Annotated in this window: 20 protein-coding genes; 7 read left to right on the top strand and 13 right to left on the bottom strand. The window is 63.4% G+C overall.

All coding sequences use genetic code 11. The features are described 5' to 3' along the window. Positions 1-2 precede the first annotated feature (2 nt). Genes GTP69_RS13475 through hemC form a run of 3 tightly spaced genes read right to left on the bottom strand, consistent with a single transcriptional unit; the run spans position 3 to position 2966 of the window. On the bottom strand, positions 3-1157 hold the full coding sequence (locus tag GTP69_RS13475; protein ID WP_161055375.1) for a uroporphyrinogen-III C-methyltransferase: 1155 nt from the start codon (positions 1155-1157) through the stop codon (positions 3-5). Then, a complete protein-coding gene (locus GTP69_RS13470) occupies positions 1154-1945 on the bottom strand; it encodes a uroporphyrinogen-III synthase (RefSeq protein WP_161055374.1) in 792 nt (263 codons plus the stop codon). The genes GTP69_RS13475 and GTP69_RS13470 overlap by 4 nt, the downstream gene beginning before the upstream one ends. A 7-nt stretch (positions 1946-1952) precedes the next feature. Continuing rightward, positions 1953-2966 (bottom strand): hydroxymethylbilane synthase, encoded by a 1014-nt coding sequence (hemC, locus tag GTP69_RS13465; protein ID WP_161055420.1) that lies wholly within the window; start codon positions 2964-2966, stop codon positions 1953-1955. Between the two features lie 166 nt (positions 2967-3132). On the opposite strand from hemC, the gene ppc reads away from it, so the two are divergent. Both ppc and GTP69_RS13455 read left to right on the top strand, forming a co-directional pair. Next, the gene (gene ppc / locus GTP69_RS13460) at positions 3133-5955 is read left to right on the top strand and encodes a phosphoenolpyruvate carboxylase (protein WP_161055373.1); all 2823 of its coding nucleotides are present in this window, start codon (positions 3133-3135) and stop codon (positions 5953-5955) included. 148 nt (positions 5956-6103) lie between these two features. Continuing rightward, positions 6104-7159 (top strand): PAS domain-containing sensor histidine kinase, encoded by a 1056-nt coding sequence (locus GTP69_RS13455; RefSeq protein WP_161055372.1) that lies wholly within the window; start codon positions 6104-6106, stop codon positions 7157-7159. Between the two features lie 3 nt (positions 7160-7162). On the opposite strand, the gene GTP69_RS13450 is transcribed toward GTP69_RS13455, so the two are convergent. The 4 genes from GTP69_RS13450 to rpoD all read right to left on the bottom strand — a co-directional run bounded on the left by GTP69_RS13450 (position 7163) and on the right by rpoD (position 11692). After that, a complete protein-coding gene (locus tag GTP69_RS13450) occupies positions 7163-7546 on the bottom strand; it encodes a GFA family protein (protein WP_161055371.1) in 384 nt (127 codons plus the stop codon). Between the two features lie 7 nt (positions 7547-7553). After that, a complete protein-coding gene (locus GTP69_RS13445) occupies positions 7554-8030 on the bottom strand; it encodes a hypothetical protein (RefSeq protein ID WP_161055370.1) in 477 nt (158 codons plus the stop codon). 24 nt (positions 8031-8054) lie between these two features. Further along, positions 8055-9131, bottom strand: a complete 1077-nt coding sequence (locus tag GTP69_RS13440; protein WP_161055369.1) for a CPBP family intramembrane glutamic endopeptidase — start codon at positions 9129-9131, stop codon at positions 8055-8057. An 89-nt stretch (positions 9132-9220) separates the two neighbouring features. Further along, positions 9221-11692, bottom strand: coding sequence for an RNA polymerase sigma factor RpoD (rpoD, locus tag GTP69_RS13435; protein WP_161055368.1), 2472 nt, complete (start codon positions 11690-11692; stop codon positions 9221-9223). A gap of 408 nt (positions 11693-12100) precedes the next feature. Between rpoD and GTP69_RS13430 the strand changes: the two genes are divergently transcribed. From GTP69_RS13430 to GTP69_RS13415, 4 genes are read left to right on the top strand one after another with little or no spacing between them, the layout of a single operon-like run. Next, on the top strand, positions 12101-12580 hold the full coding sequence (locus tag GTP69_RS13430) for a ProQ/FINO family protein (RefSeq protein WP_161055367.1): 480 nt from the start codon (positions 12101-12103) through the stop codon (positions 12578-12580). Positions 12581-12605: 25 nt separating this feature from the next. After that, positions 12606-13253, top strand: coding sequence for a 3'-5' exonuclease (locus tag GTP69_RS13425; RefSeq protein WP_169113527.1), 648 nt, complete (start codon positions 12606-12608; stop codon positions 13251-13253). 38 nt (positions 13254-13291) lie between these two features. Beyond that, positions 13292-14080 carry a c-type cytochrome gene (locus tag GTP69_RS13420; protein ID WP_161055366.1) on the top strand — a complete coding sequence of 263 codons (789 nt, stop codon included), beginning with the start codon at positions 13292-13294 and terminating at the stop codon, positions 14078-14080. Further along, a complete protein-coding gene (locus tag GTP69_RS13415; RefSeq protein WP_161055365.1) occupies positions 14077-15351 on the top strand; it encodes a cytochrome c in 1275 nt (424 codons plus the stop codon). Before GTP69_RS13420 ends, GTP69_RS13415 begins: the two co-directional genes overlap by 4 nt. A gap of 3 nt (positions 15352-15354) precedes the next feature. Here GTP69_RS13415 and GTP69_RS13410 read toward each other — a convergent pair whose 3' ends face one another. Both GTP69_RS13410 and GTP69_RS13405 read right to left on the bottom strand, forming a co-directional pair. Next, on the bottom strand, positions 15355-16473 hold the full coding sequence (locus GTP69_RS13410; protein WP_161055364.1) for a type IV pilus twitching motility protein PilT: 1119 nt from the start codon (positions 16471-16473) through the stop codon (positions 15355-15357). Between the two features lie 64 nt (positions 16474-16537). Then, positions 16538-17182, bottom strand: coding sequence for a class I SAM-dependent rRNA methyltransferase (locus GTP69_RS13405; protein WP_161047312.1), 645 nt, complete (start codon positions 17180-17182; stop codon positions 16538-16540). A 146-nt stretch (positions 17183-17328) separates the two neighbouring features. On the opposite strand from GTP69_RS13405, the gene GTP69_RS13400 reads away from it, so the two are divergent. Then, positions 17329-18096, top strand: coding sequence for a head GIN domain-containing protein (locus tag GTP69_RS13400; RefSeq protein WP_110848565.1), 768 nt, complete (start codon positions 17329-17331; stop codon positions 18094-18096). Here the strand turns inward: GTP69_RS13400 and GTP69_RS13395 are convergent. The 4 genes from GTP69_RS13395 to GTP69_RS13380 are packed head-to-tail and all read right to left on the bottom strand — an operon-like array spanning position 18093 to position 23431. After that, positions 18093-18890, bottom strand: a complete 798-nt coding sequence (locus GTP69_RS13395) for an alpha/beta fold hydrolase (protein ID WP_161055362.1) — start codon at positions 18888-18890, stop codon at positions 18093-18095. The two genes, GTP69_RS13400 and GTP69_RS13395, sit on opposite strands and share 4 nt — an antisense overlap. Before the next feature lie 15 nt (positions 18891-18905). Beyond that, positions 18906-20498 carry a methyl-accepting chemotaxis protein gene (locus GTP69_RS13390; RefSeq protein WP_161055361.1) on the bottom strand — a complete coding sequence of 531 codons (1593 nt, stop codon included), beginning with the start codon at positions 20496-20498 and terminating at the stop codon, positions 18906-18908. 13 nt (positions 20499-20511) lie between these two features. After that, on the bottom strand, positions 20512-21834 hold the full coding sequence (locus GTP69_RS13385) for a cytochrome c (protein WP_161055360.1): 1323 nt from the start codon (positions 21832-21834) through the stop codon (positions 20512-20514). Beyond that, positions 21827-23431 carry a GMC family oxidoreductase gene (locus GTP69_RS13380; RefSeq protein WP_161055359.1) on the bottom strand — a complete coding sequence of 535 codons (1605 nt, stop codon included), beginning with the start codon at positions 23429-23431 and terminating at the stop codon, positions 21827-21829. The genes GTP69_RS13385 and GTP69_RS13380 overlap by 8 nt, the downstream gene beginning before the upstream one ends. Positions 23432-23445 lie beyond the last annotated feature (14 nt).

Raw genomic sequence — 23445 nt, 5'->3', positions numbered from 1 at the left:
GACTATGGCTTCGCTTTGTAGTTGCGCACCGCGTTCAGGCTGTCGGCCAGGGTCGGCATCTCAATCGCGAGATTGCTGCTCTGCACCTGGCGCAGCAATGCCTGCACGGTCTGGGTGGAACGGGCGCGGGTGTCGAAATACTTGACCAGCGCGTCCTGCGCCGCGATCAGGTCGGCACGGAAAGCGGCTTCATTACGCGACAACAGCGCCATGCGCGCATTCAGCAAACGCAGCTTGAGGTTTTCGCGCATGAAGTAGGCCTGGGTCGGCGACAGCATCAGCGCGTCCGGCGTGTTCACATTGCGCACCCGCACCAGATCGCGCATGTCGCTCCACATTTCGCTGCTCCAGCCGTTCCAGCCGTCCTGCAAGGCTTGCAGCCATGGGCTGGTGGTCTGTTCGACCACCACCGATTTGCCATCCTTGCCGTGCACGACCTTGGTCTTGACTTTCTTTTCAGCCGGCGCCGGCGGCGCCTGTTTTTCGTCCGACAGCATCGGCAGCGTATCGATCTGTGCAATCGCATTGTCCAGGCGCAGCGCGACGCCGACCGAATCCACGCTCGGCAGCGCTTTCAGCTTGTCGGTGTCGCGCGCGATGGCGCGACGAATGGTGATGAATTGCGGCTTGTCGGAACGCGACAGGCTGCGGTCGGCATTCTGCAGCGCGATCAGCGCGCCCGGCACGTTGCCGGCCAGTTGCAGCTGCTGCGACGCGGTCGACAGCACTTGCTCGATCTCGGTCAGCGCCCACTCGTCGCGGTTTTTCGACAGATCCTGATACAGCTGCTCCAGCGCCAGTTGCTGGCTCTGCGCTTCCTGCTGCTTGCTTTCCAGCAGCGCGACCTTGGCTTGCAGCTCCTTGGTACTCTCCTGCACGCTGTGCACCTGGCTGCCGGTGTCGGCATTGACGGCGTCGCCTTTTTGCAGGCGCATCGCCACTTCCTCGCGCAGCTTGCTCACCCGCGCATGCGAATACCAGGCCTGGCCGGCCAGCAGGATCGCCAGCACAAGGATCCCCACCGACAGCATTTGCGGCTGCTGCAGGGTTTCGAGCAGGCTCGGTTCAGACTGCGTTGGCGGCGTGGCCGCAGGCGGGATCTCGTTGGCTTTGGCGGACGAGACGGCTGGGTCAGGTAAAGTAGGCAAATCGTTCATAGGCATGATTGTAACGCGGCCAGCAGGCGTTCGTCGCCTGATCCTGTAAGCGTCAGCTTGGAAAATCCTAAATTATTTGCCGTTTCGGCAATTCGGGCGTGGGGCACGATCAGATGCTGCTGTTGCATAGCTACAACGCTATTGTGCTGCATCGCGTCAGGGTGCTGCAAGTCCAACTTGGCCAGGATGCCGCACAGGCCGCGTAAAGCCTCGGAGCTGGTAATGATCCAGTCGTTTTGCTGCGCCAGCAAACGGCGCAGCGTGGCGGCCAGTTCGGCTGTCAGCGGCGGCACCGAACGGCGGTAGGCCGGCACCACATCTACCAGCGCCCCGGCGGCGCGCAAGCCGTCGCCCATCAGTTCGCGGCCGCTTTCGCCGCGGATGATCAGCACCGGCTGGCCTTTCAGGGCCGCCAGGTCCAGCGCTTGCAGCAGATGTTCGGAGTCGCTCGGAACATTGTCGGCCGGGCAGACGATGCGGTAGCGGTCCGGCGTGACGCCATGCGCGGCCAGCGCGGTGCGGCTGCCCTCGCCCACCACCGCCAGCGTCACGCCGTGCGGCCACTGTTGTATATGCGCGAACGCGGCATCGATGGCGTTGGGCGAGACGAAGGCCACCAGCGCATAGTCCGCCAGCCGGGCCAGCGTGGCTTGCAGCTGCCGCTGGTCGGCCAGCGGTGCGATATCCAGCAACGGCAGCACTTCGACCGTACGGCCCAGGGCCGCCACGCGGGCGGCCAACGGCTCGGCTTGCGCCAGAGGACGGGTGATGACGACGGCGCCGGCCATCCTCAGATCAGACGGCCGACTTGCCGGCGGCGCTGGCGGCCAGCTCGGCCGAGCGCGCATCGTCGTCGGCTTGCGCCGCTTCGCTCAGGCAGGCGGCCAGGATGCCTTCGGCGTCCTGCACCCGCAGCAGCTCAGCCACTTGCAGGCCTAGCGCTTCGGCGTCGGCGGCCGGGCCGCGCGCTTCGGCGCTGATCATGCGCGTGCCGTCCGGCGTCGCCACCATGGCGCGCAGGTGCATCTGATCGCCGTCGATGGTGGCGTAGGACGCCAGCGGAATCTGGCAGCTGCCGCCAAACACTTGCGACACCTTGCGCTCGGCGATCGACACCAGCGCACTGTGTGCATGATGCAGCGGCGCCAGCAGTGCGACCAGGTCGAGGCCATCGTCGCGTTCGGGAATTTCAATCGCCAGCGTACCCTGCCCCGGCGCCGGCAAACTGGTCTCCGGCGACAGCAGCGAACGGATGCGCTCGGCCAGGCCCAGGCGCTTGAGGCCGGCGGCGGCCAGGATGATGGCGGCGTACTCGCCACGGTCCAGCTTGGCCAGACGTGTATCCAGATTGCCACGCAGCGGCTTGATCACCAGCTGCGGATAACGGGCGGCGATCAGCGCCTGGCGGCGCAGGCTGCTGGTGCCGACCATCGCGCCGGGCGGCAGTTCATCGAGGGAAGCGTAATCGATGGAAACAAAGGCGTCGCGCGCATCTTCGCGCTCCATCACCGCCGCCATGGCGAAGCCTTCAGGCAACTCCATCGGCATGTCTTTCAGGCAGTGCACGGCCAGATCGGCGCGGCCTTCGGCCATCGCCACTTCAAGTTCTTTCACAAACAGGCCCTTGCCCCCCACCTTCGACAACGTGCGATCCAGAATTTGATCGCCACGGGTCGTCATTCCGACAATTTTGACATCGCACTGCGGATATAATAATGTCAAGCGATCGCGGACGTGTTCGGCTTGCCACATGGCGAGGCGGCTCTCCCGCGACGCAATGACCAATCTGGACGGGGAGTTTTGTACCAATTCGGATGTTTTCAAAACCAGTTCTTTCGCTGTAGCTGACGCTAACCGGCGCAAGCCAGTACCACGCGCGTGTTTAAGATCACAAATTTTAGCATGCTCACCTTCTTGCAGAACCGGGCCATAAGCCTACGCACCGACATATTTCACCTTTCGTGACTTAAAACACATGGCCAATCCATCTAGTGCATTGAACGAACACGTTGCTGAACAACCGGGCGCCGACAAAGACGCGCCATTGAAGGAAGACATACGCTTGCTAGGCCGCCTGCTGGGCGACGTCTTGCGCGACCAGGAGGGCGAGGAAGTCTACGCCGTGGTCGAGACCATTCGCCAGACCGCCGTGCGCTTCCGCCGCGAAGCCGACGCCGGCGCCGCCAAAGAGCTGGACGGCATGCTGAAGATCCTGACCAAGGAGCAAACCATTTCGGTGGTGCGCGCCTTCTCGTACTTCTCGCACCTGGCCAATATCGCCGAAGACCAGCACCACATCCGCCGCCGCCGCGCCCACCTGCTGGCCGGCTCGAAGCCGCAGCAAGGCAGCGTCAACTACGCGCTGTGCAAGCTGAAGGAAGCCGGCGTCAGCCAGGAGACCGTGTCCACCTTCTTCCAGGAGGCGCTGATCTCGCCGGTGCTGACCGCCCACCCGACCGAAGTGCAGCGCAAGTCCATCCTCGACGCCGAGCACGACATCGCGCGCCTGCTGGCCGAACGCGACCTGCCGCTGACGCCGAAGGAAGCGGCCGCCAATATGCACCTGCTGAAAGCGCGCATCGCCACGCTGTGGCAGACCCGCATGCTGCGCTACTCCAAGCTGACCGTGGCCGACGAAATCGAAAACGCCCTGTCCTACTACCGCATCACCTTCCTGCGCGAACTGCCGGGGTTGTACGATGACATCGAGCAGGACATCGCCCACCACTACGGCAACGATGAGCAGCCGCAGGCGATCAACGCACCGTATGTGCAGATGGGCAGCTGGATCGGCGGCGACCGCGACGGCAATCCCAACGTCAATGGCGACACCATGTCGCACGCCCTGACGCGCCAGGCCACCACCATCCTCGACTTCTATTTAGAGGAAGCGCACACGCTGGGCGCCGAACTGTCGATCTCGACGCTGATGGTGGCCTGCTCGCCGGAACTGCAAGCGCTGGCCGACCAGTCGCCCGACACCTCCGACCACCGCGCCGATGAACCGTATCGCCGCGCGCTGATCGGCATTTACGCCCGCCTGGCCTCGACCGCGCGCGCACTGGGCGCCACCAACATCCTGCGCAAGGAAGTCGGTCACGCCGAGCCGTACAACGGCGCCGCCGAATTCGCCGCCGACCTGCAGGTGCTGATCGACTCGCTGACCGCCAACCACGGCGCGGTGCTGGTGCAGCCGCGCCTGACCACGCTGAAGCGCGCGGCCGACATCTTCGGCTTCCATCTGGCCTCGCTGGACATGCGGCAGTCGTCCGACATCCATGAGCGCGTGCTGGCCGAACTGTTCTCCACCTCGGGTGTGCAGGCCGACTACGCCGCGCTGGACGAAGACGCCAAGATCGCGCTGCTGCTGGGCGAACTGGCGCAGCCGCGTTTGCTGAATTCGCCGTACATCAACTACTCGGCCGAGACCGTATCGGAGCTGGGCGTGCTGCGCGCGGCGCGCCAGATCCGTGCCCGCTACGGCGCGCGCGCGATCCGCAACTACATCATCTCGCACACCGAGACCGTGTCCGACCTGCTGGAAGTGCTGCTGCTGCAAAAAGAACTGGGCCTGCTGCGCATCGCCGAGCAGGAACTGGACCTGATGGTGATCCCGCTGTTCGAGACCATCCCCGACCTGCAACGCGCCTCCGGCATCATGGAAGCCGTGATGGCCATCCCGCTGGTCAAGCAACTGATCGCCAAGCAGGGCCAGATCCAGGAAGTGATGCTGGGCTACTCCGACTCCAACAAGGACGGCGGCTTCCTCACCTCCAACTGGGAGCTGTACAAGGCCGAAACCAACCTGGTCAAGGTGTTTGAAAACGCCGGCGTCAAGCTGCGCCTGTTCCATGGCCGGGGCGGCACGGTCGGCCGTGGCGGCGGTCCATCGTACGACGCCATCCTGGCGCAGCCGCATGGCACCGTCAACGGCCAGATCCGTCTGACCGAACAGGGCGAGATCATCGCGTCCAAGTTCTCCAACAAGGACATCGGCCGCCGCAACCTGGAACTGCTGGTCGCCGCGACGCTGGAAGCCAGCCTGCTGCCGCAGCCGGAAGACGCCGCGCACAGCACGCAGCTGCATCAGTTCGAGACCATCATGGCCGAGATTTCGGACCGCGCCTACAAGGCCTACCGCAATCTGGTCTATGAAACCCCGGGCTTCACCGACTACTTCTTCACCGCCACGCCGATTGCCGAAATCGCCGAGCTGAACCTCGGTTCGCGTCCTGCTTCGCGCAAGTCGACCAAGCGGATTGAAGACTTGCGGGCGATTCCATGGGGCTTCTCGTGGGGCCAGTGCCGTCTGCTGCTGCCGGGCTGGTACGGTTTCGCCAGCGCCATCGGCGGCTGGATTGCCGACGGCGACCAGGCCGAGCGCCTGGCGCAGCTGCAAGCCATGTTCAAGCACTGGCCGCTGTTCGCCACGCTGCTGTCCAACATGGACATGGTGCTGGCCAAGACCGATCTGGCAATCGCCTCGCGTTACGCCGAGCTGGTGCAGGACAAGGAACTGCGCGACCGCATCTTCAAGCGCATCACCGACGAGCACGCCAACACGCTGGAGATCCTGCAAAGCATCACCGGCGCCGGCGAACGCCTGGCCGGCAACCCGCTGCTGGCGCGCTCGATCCAGAACCGCTTTGCGTATCTGGACCCGCTGAATCACTTGCAAGTTGAGCTGATCAAGCGCCACCGCGCCCTGTCGTCGGAGAGCAAAGCCGACGAACGCGTGCACCGCGGCATTCACCTGTCGATCAACGGTGTCGCAGCCGGACTACGCAATACCGGCTAAAAACAACACGGTAACGCTACCAACACCCCGCTAGCCGGGGTGTTTCTATTTTTACATGACAATTTTACAATTTCGTACTACAATCGGCGAAACATTTACTAAATGAAACACTATGCCTCGCCTGCCGAACTTGCCACCCAATGCAGACTTGAAGCGCCTTTTCACCGGATTGAAGGAAGGCTCCATCACTAGCCTGGAGGTGCGCCAGGTGGTGTCGATGATGCCCCAGCCGCTGTTCGTCAAGGACGCCGCCTCGCGCGTCGTGATGATGAACCCGGCATGTGAAGCGATGTGGGGCGTGCGTTTTGAAGATATCGCCGGCCATGATGGCGCCGGATTGTTCCCACCGGAGCAGCTCAGCCTGCATCACCAGTACGACCGCATGGCTTTCGACCGCGGCGAAACCGTCGTCGAGGAAGTGCCTCTATGGCATGCCGGCCTGCAGGAGACCCGGCTGATGCTGACCTACAAGCACCCGCTCTACGACGCCGGGGGCCAGCCCTATCTGCTGATCGGCAGCAGCCTCGACATCACCGAGCGCCAGCGCAAGGAAACCGCGCTGGCCGACGCGCTGCTGCTGTCGCAACAGATCGCCGGCGAACGGCAGGACGCCACTGAAAACCAGCACCGCCGCCTGGCGTCCAGCATGCGCGACAACCTGGCCCAGAATCTGGTGGCGCTCAAGCTGGACATCGCCATGCTGCACGCGCGCACCGGCGCCACGCAGCCGCTGCTGCACGAACGCGCGGTGCAGGCGCTGGCGACGCTGGACGCCAGTATCGACGCCGTGCGCAACATCATCAATGAATTGCATCCGGCCACGCTGGAACTGGGCTTGAGCGCCGCCATCGAATGGCAGTTGCAGCAGATGGCGCGGCGTCAGGGCCTGCAATGTGCGCTGCGGGTGCTGGACGACCGCGCGGTACTGTCGCAGCAGACCATCAGCGCCTTGTTTCATATCGTCCAGACCGGACTCGAATACCTGAGCACCAGTGCGCAGAGGTTGCAGGTGGAACTGAGCTTGTGCCCGTCGCAGCTGGCCATCGTCCTCGGCAGCGACCGCCATCCCGGCGCCTCCTACCCGGCGGAGGCGGCCGCGCTGAACGCCATGCGTCAACGCCTTGGCGCGCTGGGCGGCACGCTGACGGTCAGCGTGGGCGCCGGCACGTCACTGCATATTATTTGCAAGGCGGAGCGACTGTGAGCGCTAGGCACGCGGCAGCCACGCCGGCTTGGTCTCGACGAACAGCTCGCGTTTTACCGGGCCGGTGTATTCCGGCTCCAGCGTGCCGAGGGTAACGGCGATACGGTCGGGCGACTGCGTGCTGCGCCAGAACAGGGTGGAGCCGCACACGCGGCAGAAATCGCGGCGGCCATCGTCGGACGAGGCGTATTCTGTGATCAGTTCCGCACCCTGCTCGATCACCAGGCCGGCGCTGGCGACATTGGCGTACGAGCCGGCGCCAGCGCCGTGCTGCTTCTGGCACATGGTGCAGTAGCAGTGGCTGGCGTGGAATACTGGCAGCGCGGCGCGATAGCGTATGCCGCCGCATAAACAGCTGCCGTGCAAGTCGCCGGTGTCGGCCATCATCACCTCCTTATTGCTTCAGCATGTCCGGCAAGGCATTCAGTGGCGCCAGTTCCTTGCGCGGCGTGACGCCTTTGAGCGCCAGGCGCGCCGGCTCGAAGTACAGCGCGCCATCCTTGTTGGTCAATGCCGACCAGTAGAACAGGCCATCTCCCCGCGTATGCACCAGCACCGGATCACGCGTCACCGGCAGCGACGGTTTGCACCACTCGCCCAGATCGGCATGCACGGTCACCACCTCGCCCGGCTTGGCGCTGGAACCGGCGTAGACCTGCTCCACTTTCAGCTTGATGTCCTCGCAGCCGCAGGCATTGGAGATCGTCACCCGCGTGCTGCCATCGGCATTCGGCGTGCTGCCGCTCTTCGATTTGCAGCTGTCCACACCAAACGGTATCAAGGTAGCAGATTCCAGCCGGCCGGTGAGCACGATATCCTGCGCCATGGCGGAGGCGGACAGGCTCATCAAAATCAACAACAGTTTTTTCATAACGCTCCTTGAGTTATACGCACATCACGACGCCAGCGCCGACACATCCGCCACAATGTGCGCGACGATGACCGGAAACAGCCGGCCGCTGCGCCAGTAATAGATGCCGACCACCAGGCCGAAGACCGCTACCAACAGCAAGCCCAGCGGCCCCTGATAGGTGTGATACAGCATCCGCACCAGCAACACCACGCCCACCGCATTGGAGCCGCCCAGCCGGCGCAAGCCGCGTTGCAGGAAGGCCATCAAAAAGACTTCTTCATACACGCCATTGACCAGCGACAGCAACAACAACGCGCTCATCGAACGCTGCCCTTCCAGCAGGCGTTGAACCGGCTGCGTCAGGTCGTCCGATGCAAAACCGGTGAACAGCACATTGCAGCCCACCGTCAACATATACAAGGCGGCGCCAATCAGCGCACCGCTCCAGGATGGCCGCGGCAGCAAGGTCCGTAGCGGATAGCCGCGCGCATACAGCACGCCCAGCGCACAGGCGCCGAGCATCAGCTCCAGCACCACGATCGCCAGCAGGCTGTTATCGGAAAACGGCTGCGTGCTGCCGTGGGAAAACACCGCGATGGTCGAGCCGAGAATGAAATAGCCGAAACACAGCGCCACCACCACAACCGCATCGCTGTACGGCGTGTCCGGCACCTGCGCGTGATCGATGGGCGTCGGCGCCACACGCAACTCCGGCTGCGTGCGCTCCCGATGGCGGTAGTAGCCGGCGCCCAGCAGCAGGCCCACCGGACTGGCGAGAAACGACATGAGCATACGGAAACCGTCATGCGAAGACGGCGTCGCCATCAACCCGTTCACCACCAGCACCGCCAGCACGCCTCCCACCGCCCGCCACGACCAGCGCTGCGACCAGTGCGCCGCCGCCATGCCAGCCGCCACGCCGCCTGCCAGATCCACAATCTGTATCAGCAGCCACATCAGTGAGTCGGAATGGTCGGTGAAGACGGTATCGCCGGGCAGGCGCTGGCTGGCCGCCAGCATCCGGTGCAAGGTCCACGCCAGCGTCATCGACGCCAGCCCTGCCAGCACGCCCAGCCACATGGTCCGGTAACGCGGCTTCAGCGATTGCGGTTCATCCATTATCTAACCGGACAAGTTTTTAATTTAGCAATATTAGCACGAAAAAAAGGGAGGCACGAGGCCTCCCTTTTTGCTTGCTTTACTGAACCTTAGTTTTGGGTCAGGAAAGTTTTCAGCTTGTCCGAACGCGATGGCTGGCGCAGTTTGCTCATCGCCTTGGCTTCGATCTGGCGGATACGCTCACGGGTCACGTCAAACTGTTTGCCCACTTCTTCCAGCGTGTGGTCGTTCGACATTTCCACGCCGTAGCGCATGCGCAGCACTTTGGCTTCGCGCGGGGTCAGCGAATCCAGCACTTCCTTGATGACGTTGCGCATCGAGGCGTGCAGCGCGGCATCCAGCGGCGCCAGCGTGGTGTTGTCTTCGATGAAGTCGCCCAGTTGCGAATCGCCGTCCTCGCCCATCGGCGTTTCCATCGAGATCGGCTCTTTGGCGATCTTCATGATTTCGCGGACTTTGTTCTCCGGCATTTCCATCTTCAGCGCCAAGGTCGCCAGGTCCGGCTCGCTGCCGGTTTCCTGCATGATCTGACGCGAGATGCGGTTCATCTTGTTGATGGTTTCGATCATGTGCACCGGCACGCGGATGGTACGGGCCATGTCGGCGATCGAACGCGTGATGGCCTGACGAATCCACCAGGTCGCGTAGGTCGAGAACTTGTAGCCGCGACGGTATTCGAACTTGTCCACCGCCTTCAGCAGGCCGATATTGCCTTCCTGGATCAGATCCAGGAATTGCAGACCGCGGTTGATGTACTTCTTGGCGATCGAAATCACCAGACGCAAGTTGGCCACCGTCATTTCACGTTTGGCCTGGCGCGCACGTTTTTCGCCGGCGGCCATCTGCTTGTTAATCTTGCGCAGGTCGGCCAGCGGCAGCGCCACGCGCAGTTGCAGGTCGATCATCTTGCGTTGCAGCTCTTTCACGGCCGGCACGTTACGGCCCAGCACGGTGCTGTACGGATAGCCGGCATCGACTTCGCCATCGACCCAGTCCAGGTCCGTCTCATTGCCCGGGAAGACTTTGATGAAGTGGGCGCGCGGCATGCCGCAACGGTTGACGCACAGGTCCAGCACGGCGCGTTCGATCGAGCGCACTTCTTCCATCTGGCCACGCAGCGTGTCGCACAGCTTCTCGACCACTTTGGCGGTGAAGCGGATGCCCAGCAGTTCGGCCGAAATGGATTCCTGCGCGGTCACATACGCCTTGGAGGCATAGCCGCCCGACGCCTTGCGCATTTTCTCGAATTGGGCCGAGATGAAGGCGAATTTGTCCAGCGCGGCGATTTTCAGCTGCGCCAGTTGTTCGGTCGAGTAGCCGGCGGCGCCGCCACCAACGTCGCCGTCTTCTTCTTCGCCGTCGTCTTCCTCGTCCTCGTCGTCATCCGACGACGCGGTGGCAACCACGGCCGGCGCAGGCGCGGCGTCGTCCGGATCGACAAAACCGTCAACCACGTCGTCCACTTTCATTTCGTCGGACGAGATCTTGTCGGCCAGCGTGATGATTTCGGCAATGGTGGTCGGGCAGGCGGAAATCGCCTGGATCATGTCCTTCAGGCCTTCTTCGATGCGCTTGGCGATCTCGATCTCGCCTTCGCGGGTCAGCAGCGCCACGGCGCCCATTTCACGCATATACATGCGGACCGGGTCGGTGGTACGGCCGAAGTCGGAATCGACGGTCGACAGCGCCGTGGCGGCAGCCGCTTCCACTTCATCATCCGATGTCACGGTGGCAACGTTGTCACTCAACAACAGTGCTTCCGCATCCGGCGCGCGCTCGTAGATGGCGATGCCCATGTCGTTGAAGGTCGCGATGATTCCTTCGATCGCTTCCGGATCGATGATGTTTTCCGGCAACTGGTCGTTGATCTCGGCATAGGTCAGGAAGCCGCGCTCTTTACCCATATTGATCAGGTTCTTGATCTGGGTACGGCGTTTTTCCAGCTCCTCGGCCGAGGCTTTCGGATCCAGGCCCAGCAGGTCAGCGCCGCCCTTGGCTTTGCGCTCGCGTGCTTTCGACACGGCTTTCAGCTCGGCGCGCTCCACCGCGTTCAGTGCCGCGACTTCGTCATTTTCCGGCGTGAATTCGGATGGCTTGCGGCCACGGCGGCCAGGAACCTTAACGCCCGGCAACAGATAGCCCGAGGTATCGATCGACGCCAGCGTCGCGGCATCGGTTACCTGGCTGACCGACGGTGCGGTCGCCGAGGTGGTGACCACCGGCGCCGGTTCCAGCTTGGCCTTGACCAGCTTGGATTTCGGCGCCACTTTAACGGTCACGGCCGGCGCTTCATCGGGCACCGCGCCAGGAATCGCGCTCTTGCGCGCCACCTTGGCGACTTTGGTCGCGTCATCGGCCACTTCGGCCGACTGCACGTCGGCCTGGGCGGCTTCGGCAGCGGCGCTCAGACGGGTTTTCTTTTTAACAACCGTAACTTTGCTCGCTGCCTCTTCATTATCGATGACGTAAGATAGAGTCGTCTTCGGCACCACCAATGGCGCAGCGCTGGCGCGGGCGGCGGGCTTTTTGACGGACAACGTTAAAGTTTTCGGTTTTGTCATTAGAAATCTCTCAATGCTATGCGTCGGAAAATTACAAAAAAGCAGACCCCGCGCCGACCGCGAACGGTGCGCACGGGTGGAAATGTTGTAATTTAGCTGACGATTTTCTGCGGAATAAAAAAAGCCCGCATCCTGCAACGGGCTTGTTTCTCTTTTCAGGGAAGAATGAGAAGGGCAAATGAGAAGGGCTAAAAGCCCTTGGTCAGACCATCCGAATCGCATCCTGTACCAAGCTGAATCACACCGTCCTGCCATTGGTGCGTCGAGCATTATACACAATTTAGGGCGCCTACGCACGTTTGCAAGAGGTCTTAACGCCATCCTAAGCATGAGCAATTCGCTACAGTGGCCCAAAAGGCACTGCAATCCGCTGGGCAGCATGATATGCTGACGGTTGTTGCTTAACCTATGAAGTCGATGAACACTAGTCTTACCCCCCAGCCTCCGGCCACTGAGCCAGCCACTGCTGTCTCCGCGCCGGCACCTGCCGCTCAAACCCCGCGCAGCCTGCTGAAACACCTGCAAACCCAATTTCCTGCTTTCCGCGATTTCCTGCCTCTGGCCATTGGAATCGACAAGCAGCTGCTGGCCGTGATGCCCGATCTGGATCGCAAAACCATGCGCACGGCGCTGGGCATCCATACCGGTTCGTTACGCTATCTGAAAGTCATGGAAAAAGCCAAGGTCCGTCACGACCTCGACGGTACCCCTGGCGCCGAAGTGACCGACACCCACCGCGCCCACGCGACCCAGGTGCTGCAAGAGCGTTTCAAGAAAGAAGCCGACCGCAAGAAGGCCGAACGCGAAGCCAAGGCCGCCGAGGAAGCTGCCCGCGTGCACGCTGACAAGCTGAACCAGCTGGCCGCGAAGTTCGCCAAAAAGAGCTGAGTTGGCTGAGTTGGACGATCAGCCCGTGGCAGCGGCGGCAGAAGAAGAGCTGCCGCCGTATCTCGGCATCCACATCGCCGATGTGCACATGGTGGTGACGCCGGAACAGGCCGTCGCCGCGCGCGACGCCCTGCTGGCCAGCGACGCCATCGGCTTCGATACCGAATCCAAGCCGACTTTTACGCGGGGCGAAACCTCCACCGGACCGCACCTGATCCAGTTCGCCACCGATAACAAGGCGTATCTGTTCCAGATCGGCGCCAGCACCGAGCCGCACATCCGTGCCATGCTATTGGCGATTCTGGAACGGCCTTTGCCGCTGAAGATCGGTTTCGGCCTGTCGGACGACGTCAAGCGCCTGCACGCCAAGCTGGATATCCGCACCGCCGGCGTGGTCGACCTGTCGGTCGCGCTGCGCACACCCGGTCAACGCAATGATCTGGGCGCCAAGACGGCGGTGGCCAAGTTCTTCGGCCGCAAGCTGCAAAAATCGAAAAAGATTTCCACCACCAATTGGGCTTTGCCGCGTCTGAACGAAAAACAGATCCTGTATGCGGCCGATGATGCCCAGGTGGCGTTGCGGGTTTACCGTCACTGGCTGGGGCTGGGTAATAAGTTGCCCCCGCTCAAAGCTGTCAAATTGCCAAAACCACCTAAAACCGGGTTATCCTAGACACGCGGCCGCCATGCGCCGCCTGCATCAGGAGGGGTATGCCGATTTTTTCCGCCTTGGGTTTCGCCGCCGCACTCGCCGCCGCACCGCTGCCACCAGCCGATACGCTGGAACAGCGGATTGCCGCCTGCCTGTCCTGTCATAGCGTCAAGGAGCGCGGCGACGCTTACTTTCCGCGCATCGCCGGTAAGCCGTCCGGCTACCTATACAACCAGTTGCGCCATTTTCGCGATGGCCACCGGCATTATCCGATGATGACGTATATGGTCGGCAACCTGTCCGATGCCTATCTGCGCGAGATTGCTGAATACTTCGCCGCCCAGCATCCACCCTACCCGCCGCCACCGCCCGGCAGCGGCAGCAACGCTTCGGCGGCGCAAGTGGCGCGCGGTGAGGCGCTGGTGCGGCAAGGCGATCCGCTGAAGAATATTCCAGCCTGCGTCAGCTGCCATGGCGCGGCGCTGACTGGCGTTGAGCCGGCCATTCCCGGACTGCTGGGACTGCCCAGCGATTACATCAATGCCCAGTTCGGCAACTGGAAGAACAAGAGCCGCCGCGCCACCGCGCCCGACTGCATGGCCACCATCGCCGCCCGATTGAGCGATAGCGACGTCGCCGCCGTGTCGTCCTGGCTCAGCAAGCAAACACCAGACGCCGCCGCCCGCCCCGCCGCCAGCATCCCTCTGCCGCTGCCACTCGCCTGCGGTAGCCTCCCACCAGCCGGAGGCGCGCCCGCACCAGCGGCGTCGGCGCCTGGCACGGTCGCATCAGCCGCCGCTCCCGCCGCCCTGGCACCGAGCGCCAGCCCACGCGGAGGCGCCAAATGAGGAAAATCGTTTATACCGTTATCGCCGCCGCGCTGATCGCCGCCGTGGTCGCCTCCGTCCTGCTAGCCATGCAGTTCCGCCGAGCAGCCGACAGCCCGCCCTCCACCGCCATCGCCTCACTGACGGCGGATGAGCGCATCGCCCGTGGCGCCTACCTCGCCAAAGCCGGCGACTGCATGGCCTGCCACACCACGCGCGGCGGCCAGCCGTACGCCGGCGGCCGCGCGCTGCAAACACCGTTCGGCGCAGTCTTTGCCCCCAACATCACTTCCGACCGCAACACCGGCATCGGCATGTGGTCCACCGACGACTTCTGGCGCGCCCTGCATCACGGCCAATCGCGCGACGGCCGCCTGCTCTACCCGGCCTTCCCCTACACCAACTACACCCGCATCACGCGCGACGACGCCGACGCCCTATACGCCTACCTGCAAACCGTACCGGCCGTGATCCAGGCCAACCAGCCGCACCAGCTGCGTTTCCCGTACAGCCTGCAAATCTCGCTAGCCGCCTGGCGCGTGCTGTACTTCAAGCCGGAAGTGTTCCGCCCGGAGACCAACCAATCAGTGGACTGGAATCGCGGCGCTTATCTGGTGCAAGGACTCGGACATTGCAGCGCCTGCCACAGCGCGCGCAACCCGCTCGGCGCATCGGAAGGCGAAAGCCTGTCCGGCGGCATGATCCCGGCACAAGGCTGGTACGCACCGGCACTGAACGCACGCGGCGACTGGCAACAGGACCATCTGGCGGCGCTGTTGAAAACCGGCGTCTCGCCGCGCGCCGCAGTATTTGGGCCGATGGCCGAAGTGGTGAAAGAAAGCCTGCAATACCTGAATGACGGCGACATCAACGCCATCGCCACCTACCTGAAAGCGCTGCCGGCCGAAGCCAAGCCCGCCCCCTTCGAGCGCGAAGGTGCACCCGAAGCAGTCGCCTTCCTGGCCGCCGGCGCCAAACTGTATGAGAAGCATTGTGCGGAGTGCCATGGCGCCGAAGGCAAGGGCCAGTCGCCCGCCTATCCGCCGCTGGCTGGCAACCAAGCGCTGATCATGACCAACGCCGTCAATCCGATCCGCATGGTGCTGAATGGCGGCTTTGCACCGGCCACGGCGGGCAACCCGCGTCCGTACAGCATGCCGCCGTTCGGGCACACGCTCAACGATATGGAAGTGGCGCAGTTGGTGTCCTACCTGCGCAGCGCCTGGGGCAACAACGCGCCGCCGGTCAACGCCACCGACGTCAACCGCTACCGTGCCGTGCCGCTGGATTAAGGATTACGGCTCGACGAAACCGATCCGGTCGGTAGTGGCGTTGCGCGCATCCTGCACCGCGATCTTGCCTTCGGCCAGCAGCGCGTGCAGCGAGGTGTTCATCGTATGGCAGCCCTCGCCCGGCTGGTCTTCCATCCAGATGCGCAGATTGGACACCTTGCCGTTGGAGATCATCTCGGTCACCTGCGGATTATTGGTCAGGCACTCGGTGGCAAGGTAGTAGCGTTCGCCCTTCACGGCCGGCAGCAGCGCCTGGCACAGCACGCCACGCAGCGCATGGCCCAGGGCCTGCGCCTGCGCTTCCGTATTGCCCAGCAGGCGCAGCATCTTCTGCAGGCCCAGCTCGGTCGAACGCGCGTGCAGCGAGGCCAGCACCAGCGGGCCGGCTTCCGACAGCGCCAGCGCCTCCTGCGCCGTTTGCGCGTCGCGAATCTCGCCGATGACGATCACATCCGGCCGCTCGCGCAGCGCATCCAGCGCGCCCTGGTAGAAACTCTCGACGTCGCCGTCGGAACCCACCTCGCGCTGGGTGATCACGCACTGGCGCTGCGGGATCAGGGTCTCGACCGGATCTTCAATCGTGATGATGTGGCCGGAGCGGTGCTTGTTGATTTCGTCCAGCATCGACGCGATGGTGGTCGACTTGCCCTGGCAGGTGTCGCCGATGATCAGCACCAGCCCGCTGGTCAGCTTGGCGAAGTTCTGCTCGTGCTCCCCCAGCCCCAGCTTGGCCAGCGGCATCGGCTCTTTCGGGAAGCGGCGGATCACGCAACCGAGCCGCTTGCGGCCCTGGAAGCTGAAGCAGTTGGCGCGGATGCGGGCCGTGTGCAGATCGACCGCGCGGTCGAAGGCGCGGTCCTGGATGCGCTCCGCCCAGTTTGGCTCGACCACTTCAAAGAATTCCTGCAATTCCTCGCGCGTGATCGGCGAGTCGGTGACGGCGACCAGCCCTTTCGGCTGGCGCAGCATCAATGGACTGTTCTGGTGGATCAGGATGTCGCTGAAAATCAGCTTGGAGTTCAGCAGGTGCAGAATCTGCTCGACGAGCGTGCCGAAGACCGGATGGTCTTCGTTCTCGATGTAGCTCAGGGTACGAATTTGCGACGATTGGTAGTGTTCCATCTCTGCTCAAATCTCCGTGGATGCCGGATGATTATAAGAGAAAAACTTGCAACGCCGAAACTTTTTAAGCGCGGACCTTCGGATATTTAAAGCCGGTGCGCAAATCCATGCTGAAGCGCTGACCCTTTTCCGTGACCAGCACGTGATCCGGCGGTTCCTCGCCAGCCAGCGCGCGGTAAAAGATCGGCAAGCCTTCCGATTTGCGGATCAGATCATCGCAGCGCTCGTAGACATTCGGGCAGCCGGTATCGGCCAGCAAGGCCTGCACGATCGGCACTTTCCAGGCATCGACGCCGGCCGCCTGGAACTGGCAGATCAGGTAGCCGCTGGTGCCGCCCCAGCTATCGACCAGCAAGCCGGGCAAGCCGTCTTCGTCGCCGCGTATCACCGGCACCAGATCGGTCGGCGCGGCGGCGCGCACGGCGGCGGCGCGTTTGGCGATGGCGGCGCGCACGCGGCGTTTCATCATCGCGTGATCGACCGGTTCATCTTCCTTGTAGCTCCAGACGCGGGCGCGCACCTCGGATAACGGATTCCAGGCGGCGCGTGCCAGAAACTGGCGCGACGAGGTTTGCAGGATGGCAGTGCCACCGGGTTTGTTCTTTTCTTGCGGGCGACCGTCGACGCGCTCGATAGCGGTAGCGTAGATCAGGATATCGCCGGCCAGTAGGCGTTTTTCCTTGCCCTGTTTGATGGTTATAGTAAGCATAGGCAGAATGATACCTCATGCGCGCTCTATTCCCGGCGCTGTGCATTCTGCGCCACGCCGGCTGCAATCTGTCGCAAGCGCGTTACACACGGCCGCCTACCTGCGTAGGATGCAGACTTAAGCCAATCGAATTTCAGGAGAACAATATGAACCGCCGCCATTTTCTGCCTTCGCTGTTACTGTCCGCCGGCCTGCTGGCCGCCCCTGTTGTGGCCGTCCAGGCCGGTCCGCTCAGCTGGCTGAGCGGCGGTGAGCGGGTTCAAGGCAGTGGCAAGATCGTCAAGCAGAACCGCGACGTCGGCCACTTCAACGCGCTGACAGTCGGCGTCGGCAGCGACGTCGAAATCCGTCTCGGCAACACCGAAGGCGTGATCGTGGAAACCGACGACAACATCCAGCCGCTGATCGAAACCAAGGTGGACAACGGCACCCTGCGCATCCGTCCGGCGAAAAACAACCTGCGGGTAGATACCCGCAACATGAAAATCATCGTACTGGCGCGCACGCTGGACCGGCTGTCGATCGGCGGCTCAGGCAACGTCACCGCCGACAAGCTGCGCGGTGAGCACATTACTATCGATGTGGGCGGCTCCGGCTCGTTCAGCGTCGACCAGCTGGACAGCGAATCGGTGGCGATTGCGCTGGGCGGCAGCGGCAACCTGAAAGCGGCCGGCAACACCGAGCGCCTGCAAGTGTCGATCGGCGGCTCGGGCCGGGTGCAGGTCGGCCAGTTGCAGTCGCGCGATGCGGTGGTCAGCATCGGCGGCTCCGGCCAAGCCACCGTCTGGGCCAAGAAATCGCTGAACCTGAGCGTGGCCGGTTCGGGCGACATCAACTACTACGGCGATCCGCAGATCAGCAAAAGCATCATGGGTTCCGGCACCATCAAACGCCTGGGCGGCGCGCCGCTCTAAGGATTGAGTTTGCCCAATACCTGCAACACGGCGGCGGCAATCGCCGCCGGTTCTTCCTGCGATACCTCCACCACCGGCATCTCACCAAACGGCTTGCGCGCTGCGCGCACCTGGCCGGCGCTGATCTCCAAACTATCCAGCTCGGACGCCCGCGCCTTCCAATAGGTCAGCTTGCGCACCTGCGCCGCTTGCGCCGACGCCAGGGCCGGTCCGATCTCGCCATTGATGCTGGTAGCAGGATATGCGCAACCGTCGCCCACCTTGCCCTGCTCCGCCGTCGCCAGACAGGCCAGCACCGCATCCAGCTTGGCCGCGCGGTCCGCCGGCAGCGCATCTTCCTTGAGCGGCGCCACCAGCACCAGGCCGGTCACCGCGCCGCGTGAACGCCAGGCGAACTGCTGCGCGATCAGCGCGCCATAGCCGGTGCCGACCAGCACAAACGGCCCTTCCATATGGGCGTTCTTGATCAGGAAATTCAAATCCTTGCTGGCATTCGCCACGGTCGAGGCGCGGATGATGGGATCGCTGGCGCCGAAGCCGGCGCGGTCATACACGCAGGCCCGCGTGCGCGCCGCCACTTCCGGCAACACCGCCGACCAGTCCCAGCCGGCGCGGCCGGCATCGGCCTCGAACAGCACGGTCGGCGATCCCTTGCCGGTGCAATACAGATTCAGTTTGCGGCCACCGACGTCGACCCGCACTTGCGGGCCTGCGAGGGCATTCTGGCCGGCCGGCGGCTCGGCATGGACGCTGAACGATGCCAGCAGAAGAATGGAGGTGAGGGTTTTTCGCATCCCTCCATCTTACCCTTATTGCAATGCAATCGGGTAGCGTTTTGCCTGCGCAGACGGCGTCGCCGAGAGCTTGAACACACTCATCATTTCGCTCAGGCCGCCGGCCTGTTCCTGCATCGCCTCGGCCGCCGCAGCGGCTTCCTCGACCAGCGCGGCGTTCTGCTGGGTCACCTGATCCATCTGCGTGATGGCCTGGTTGACCTGCTCGATGCCGGCGCTCTGCTCCTCGCTGGCGGCGGTGATTTCGCTCATGATGTCCGCCACGCGCGTGATGCTGCTGACGATCTCGCCCATCGTCACACCGGCCTGATCGACCAGCAGCGTGCCCGCTTCCACCTTCTCCACCGAATCGCCGATCAGTTGCTTGATGTCCTTGGCGGCGGCAGCCGAACGTTGCGCCAGGTTGCGCACTTCGGTGGCGACCACCGCAAAGCCACGGCCCTGCTCGCCGGCGCGCGCTGCTTCCACGGCGGCGTTCAGCGCCAGGATGTTGGTCTGGAACGCGATGCCGTCGATCACCGAAATGATGTCGACAATCTTCTTCGACGAGGCGTTGATCGACGCCATGGTGCCCACCACCTGCCCCACCACATCACCGCCCTTGACGGCGATCTGTGACGCCGACAGCGCCAGACTATTGGCCTGGCGCGCGTTATCGGCATTCTGCTTGACGGTCGAGGTCAGCTCTTCCATCGACGATGCCGTCTCTTCCAGCGAACTGGCCTGTTGCTCGGTGCGCGACGACAGATCCTGGTTACCGGCGGCGATCTGGGTCGAGGCCGTGGCAATCGTATCGGTACTGCCGCGCACCTGGCCGACCAGGCGTTGCAGGCTGCCGTTCATGTGCTGCAGCGCTGCCATCAACTGGCCGGTTTCGTCGGACGACGTCACGTGCACATCGGCGGTCAAATCGCCGTCCGCCACCTGGCGCGCCACCACGACAGCGCGCTGCAACGGCGCCGACACAATCCGCGCCAGCCACATGGCCAGCAGCAATCCGATGACGATATCCGCCGCCAGCACGCCGATCACCAGGTTGCGCGCCGACAGGTAAGCCTGCGCCGCTTCCGCTGCCGCCGCTTCACCGCTTTCCTGGGTGCGCTGCGCGATCCTGTCGATCACATCGGCCTGCTGGTTCATCAGCTCGAACGAGCGGCCAGTGGCCAGTGCAATCGCCTCGTCCTTGTGCCCCTGGCGGGCGAACTCGCTGATCTTGCGGCGCTCGACGCCGTAGTCCTTGCGCACGCGCGCAAACTCGTCCAGTAACTGGTGCTCTTCGGGCGTGGAAATGGTCGCTTCGTACTGGCTTTGCAGCTTGTCCACCTTTGTCAGCATGCGGCTGACCAGTTGCTCGTAGCGGGCGACGTGCTCCGGATTGTCGCTCAGCAGTTGCTCCATTTCATAGCGGCGCTTGGTGTTGACGGCGGCCTTGAGCGCCAGGATATAGCGCATGCTCGGCAGCGATTGTTCCGACAGCCGTTGCGACGCTACGTTCAGCTTGCCCATGCTGCTAATAGTGGTGGCGCCGAGAACGCCAGTCAACACCAGCACCACGCTAAACGACAGGATCAGTTTCCGGGCGATTTTCAGATCGTAAAACCACTTCATGATGATTCCTTGGTTATTTGTTCGAGGATGACGAAGCCGTCTTGCGACGACGCCAGAAGATGAACAGGACCACCACCAGCACGCCGGCGAGCATGCCGCCACGCGCCAGCCACAACAGCGGCGACGCTTCACCGCCCTGGCGCAAGGCCGCCACGCGACGGACGTCGGTGCCGGCTTTGCCCGGGCCAAAAGTGCTCATCACGTAATTGGTCACATCGGCGATCTGCTGGTCGGTCAGCTCGTGCGAGAAGCCGGGCATGCCCTGCCCCTCTTCCGGCCACACGCCTTCCAGGACCGCCATGCTGACGTTGTCCGCATTCGCATGCCGCAGCACCGCGTGATTGCGCAACGCCGGCAAGCCGCGCATGCCGTCACCATTGTTCTGGTGGCAGGCCGCGCAGTTGCTGCGATACAGGACTTCACCGGCGCTGGCCTTGCCCGCCATCTCGGCGATATCGCTGCCAGATACGGGTGGGACCAGCGCGGCAGGCGTCACGGCATGTTTCGCACCAGGCAAATCGCCGAGGTAGACCGCCATCGCGTGGATGTCCTGCGGGTCCATCTTGGAGAAACTCTTGTCGATCGCTTCCAGCATCGGACCGGCCGCCGTGGCGCCGTTTTTCGCGTGACCAGTGCGCAGGTAGTCCTCCAGCGCCTGCTGGTCCCAGCCGTTGACGCCTGGCGTGATGGCCGGTGCATACCACGTGCCCAGCGACGCGCCTTGCAAGTACAGCTCAGGCTTTTCCGCCATCAGGAAATTACGCGGCGTATGGCAGGTGGTGCAATGCGCCAGGCCCTGCGCCAGATAAGCACCGCGGTTCCATTCAACCGACTTGCTCTTGTCGGCCACGAACGGTTGCTTGTCGAGGAACAGCCAGTTCCATACGCCCATCGAGGCGCGGATGCTGAACGGGAACGGCAGCTCCGTCTTAGGCGCGGCGATGTTCACGCCGCCAACGCCGTACATGAAGTAAGCGTACAGCGCGGCGACATCCTCATCGCTCAGCTTGGCGTAGGCGGTGTACGGCATGGCCGGGTACAGCTGGCTGCCGTCGGCACGCACGCCGTGACGCAGCGCGCGGCTGAACTCGGCTTCCGTGTAGGCGCCAATGCCGCTCTTGTGAGACGGCGTGATGTTGGTCGAGTAAATCGTCCCCAGCGGGCTGGCAATCGCCACGCCGCCGCTGAACGGCGCCTTGCCCGCCTGCGTGTGGCAGGCGGCGCAGTCACCGGCGGTGGCCAGATACTTGCCGCGTTCGATCTGCGCGTTATCGGCCGCGCGCGCGGTCGAGGCCAACAGCGTGGCGCCGATCAGCCACGAAATCAGCTTAACCATGGCGCACCTCCGACAGAATCTTGTCCGCAGTGCGCAGGGCCAGCGCCACCGCCGTCAGCGTGACGTTGCAGGTGCCCACGGTTGGCATCACGCCGGTGCCGACCATAAACAGGTTGGCGTGGTCGTGCGCGCGGCCGAATGGATCGGTGACGCTGGTGGCGGCATCCTTGCCCATCGATAGCGTGCCGGTGATGTGCTGGCGATTGCTGAACGCGCCCGCCTTGCTGTGCTTGACGTTGGTGCCGCCCAGCTGCTTGGCGATCTCGTCATAGCGCTGGCGCGTGGCTTCCGTGCCTTTGATGACGTAGTCGTCGATATTCCAGAAAATGCTCGGCGTCGGCAGGCCCAGCGCATCTTTCTTGCTGCTGAGCGTGACGCGATTGTTCGGGTCTGGCAACTGCTCCAGCGCGTTCTTGATGCTGACGCGGCGCGAGGCACGGTCGCGGATCGCGCCGTCCAGCTTGACGCCGTAGACGCCTTCGCCGATCAATTCCTTGGTCACCGACGCCACTTGCGAGGCGTTGGAGATGTCGATGCGGAACGCTGCGTGCTCGGCGCGGAAAGCGCCGTCGCGGAATTGTCCGATCGAGCACGGGCTGACCGGGCCACGGCCGGGCCAGACTGGCTCGTCCATATCGAAGGTGAGGCCGATCGCCGGGTGGTCACACAGGTTGCGGCCGACGTTGCCGGTGCTGTTGGCCATGCCGTTCGGGAACTTGGCGCTGGTCGACATCAGCAGCAGCTTGGCCGACTCGATAGCGTTGGCGGCCAGCACAAAGGTCTTGCCGGTGACGCGGTGGCTGACCTTGTTCCAGTCGTAGTAGTTGACGGCGGTGATGGCGCCGCTGTCATCGTGCTCAAACTGGTAGACCACGGCTTCGGTCACGATCTGCACGCCGGCCTGCTCGGCGCTGCTGGCCGAAATGCCGCCGTGGTATTGCGCGTCGATCGGACAGACCGGCATGCAGTTATTGTTGCCGCAGCAGGCCGGGCGGCCGTCGAAGCTGCGGCTGTTGCGCGCGGTGCAGTCATCCTGCACGTCGAACTTGGGCGCGAGGCGCTCCGTCACCCGCTGCTGGAAGTATGAGGCCGGCACGCGGTCCATCGGAAACGGCTTGCTGCGCGGCGAACCAGTATCCGGCGAACCGCCGACGCCGGCAATCACTTCCGCTTCGTAGTAGTAAGGCTCCAGCTCATCGTAGCTGAGCGGCCAGTCCTTACCGACGCCATACGCCGACTGGATGCGGAAATCGTTCGGCAGATTGCGCCACATTTGCGCCGCCCAGTGCCAGCTGGTGCCGCCCAGCATGCGGATGTACTGCGCCTGGAACGCGTGCGGCCCGGTTTGCTCGATGTATTTATTGGCTTCCGGCGTGAAGGTCGGATGCGGCGCCTTCTCGGAAAACGGATACGGCGCCATGAAGTCCGACTTGAACGCCGAATGGCGGTAGCGCTCGACCAGCTCGCCACGCTGCACGCGCGGACCGGATTCCAGCATCAGCACCGAACTGCCGGCCAGCGCCAGCTTGCGCGCCAGCAGCGAACCGCAGATGCCGCCGCCGATGACGACCACATCGGCTGAATTATTGTTGTTCATAAATTTCCTTCAGA

It is taken from the genome of Duganella levis, from assembly GCF_009857605.1.
In the GTDB taxonomy this organism is placed as follows: domain Bacteria; phylum Pseudomonadota; class Gammaproteobacteria; order Burkholderiales; family Burkholderiaceae_D; genus Rugamonas; species Rugamonas levis.
This window is presented reverse-complemented; position numbering and strand designations above follow the sequence as displayed.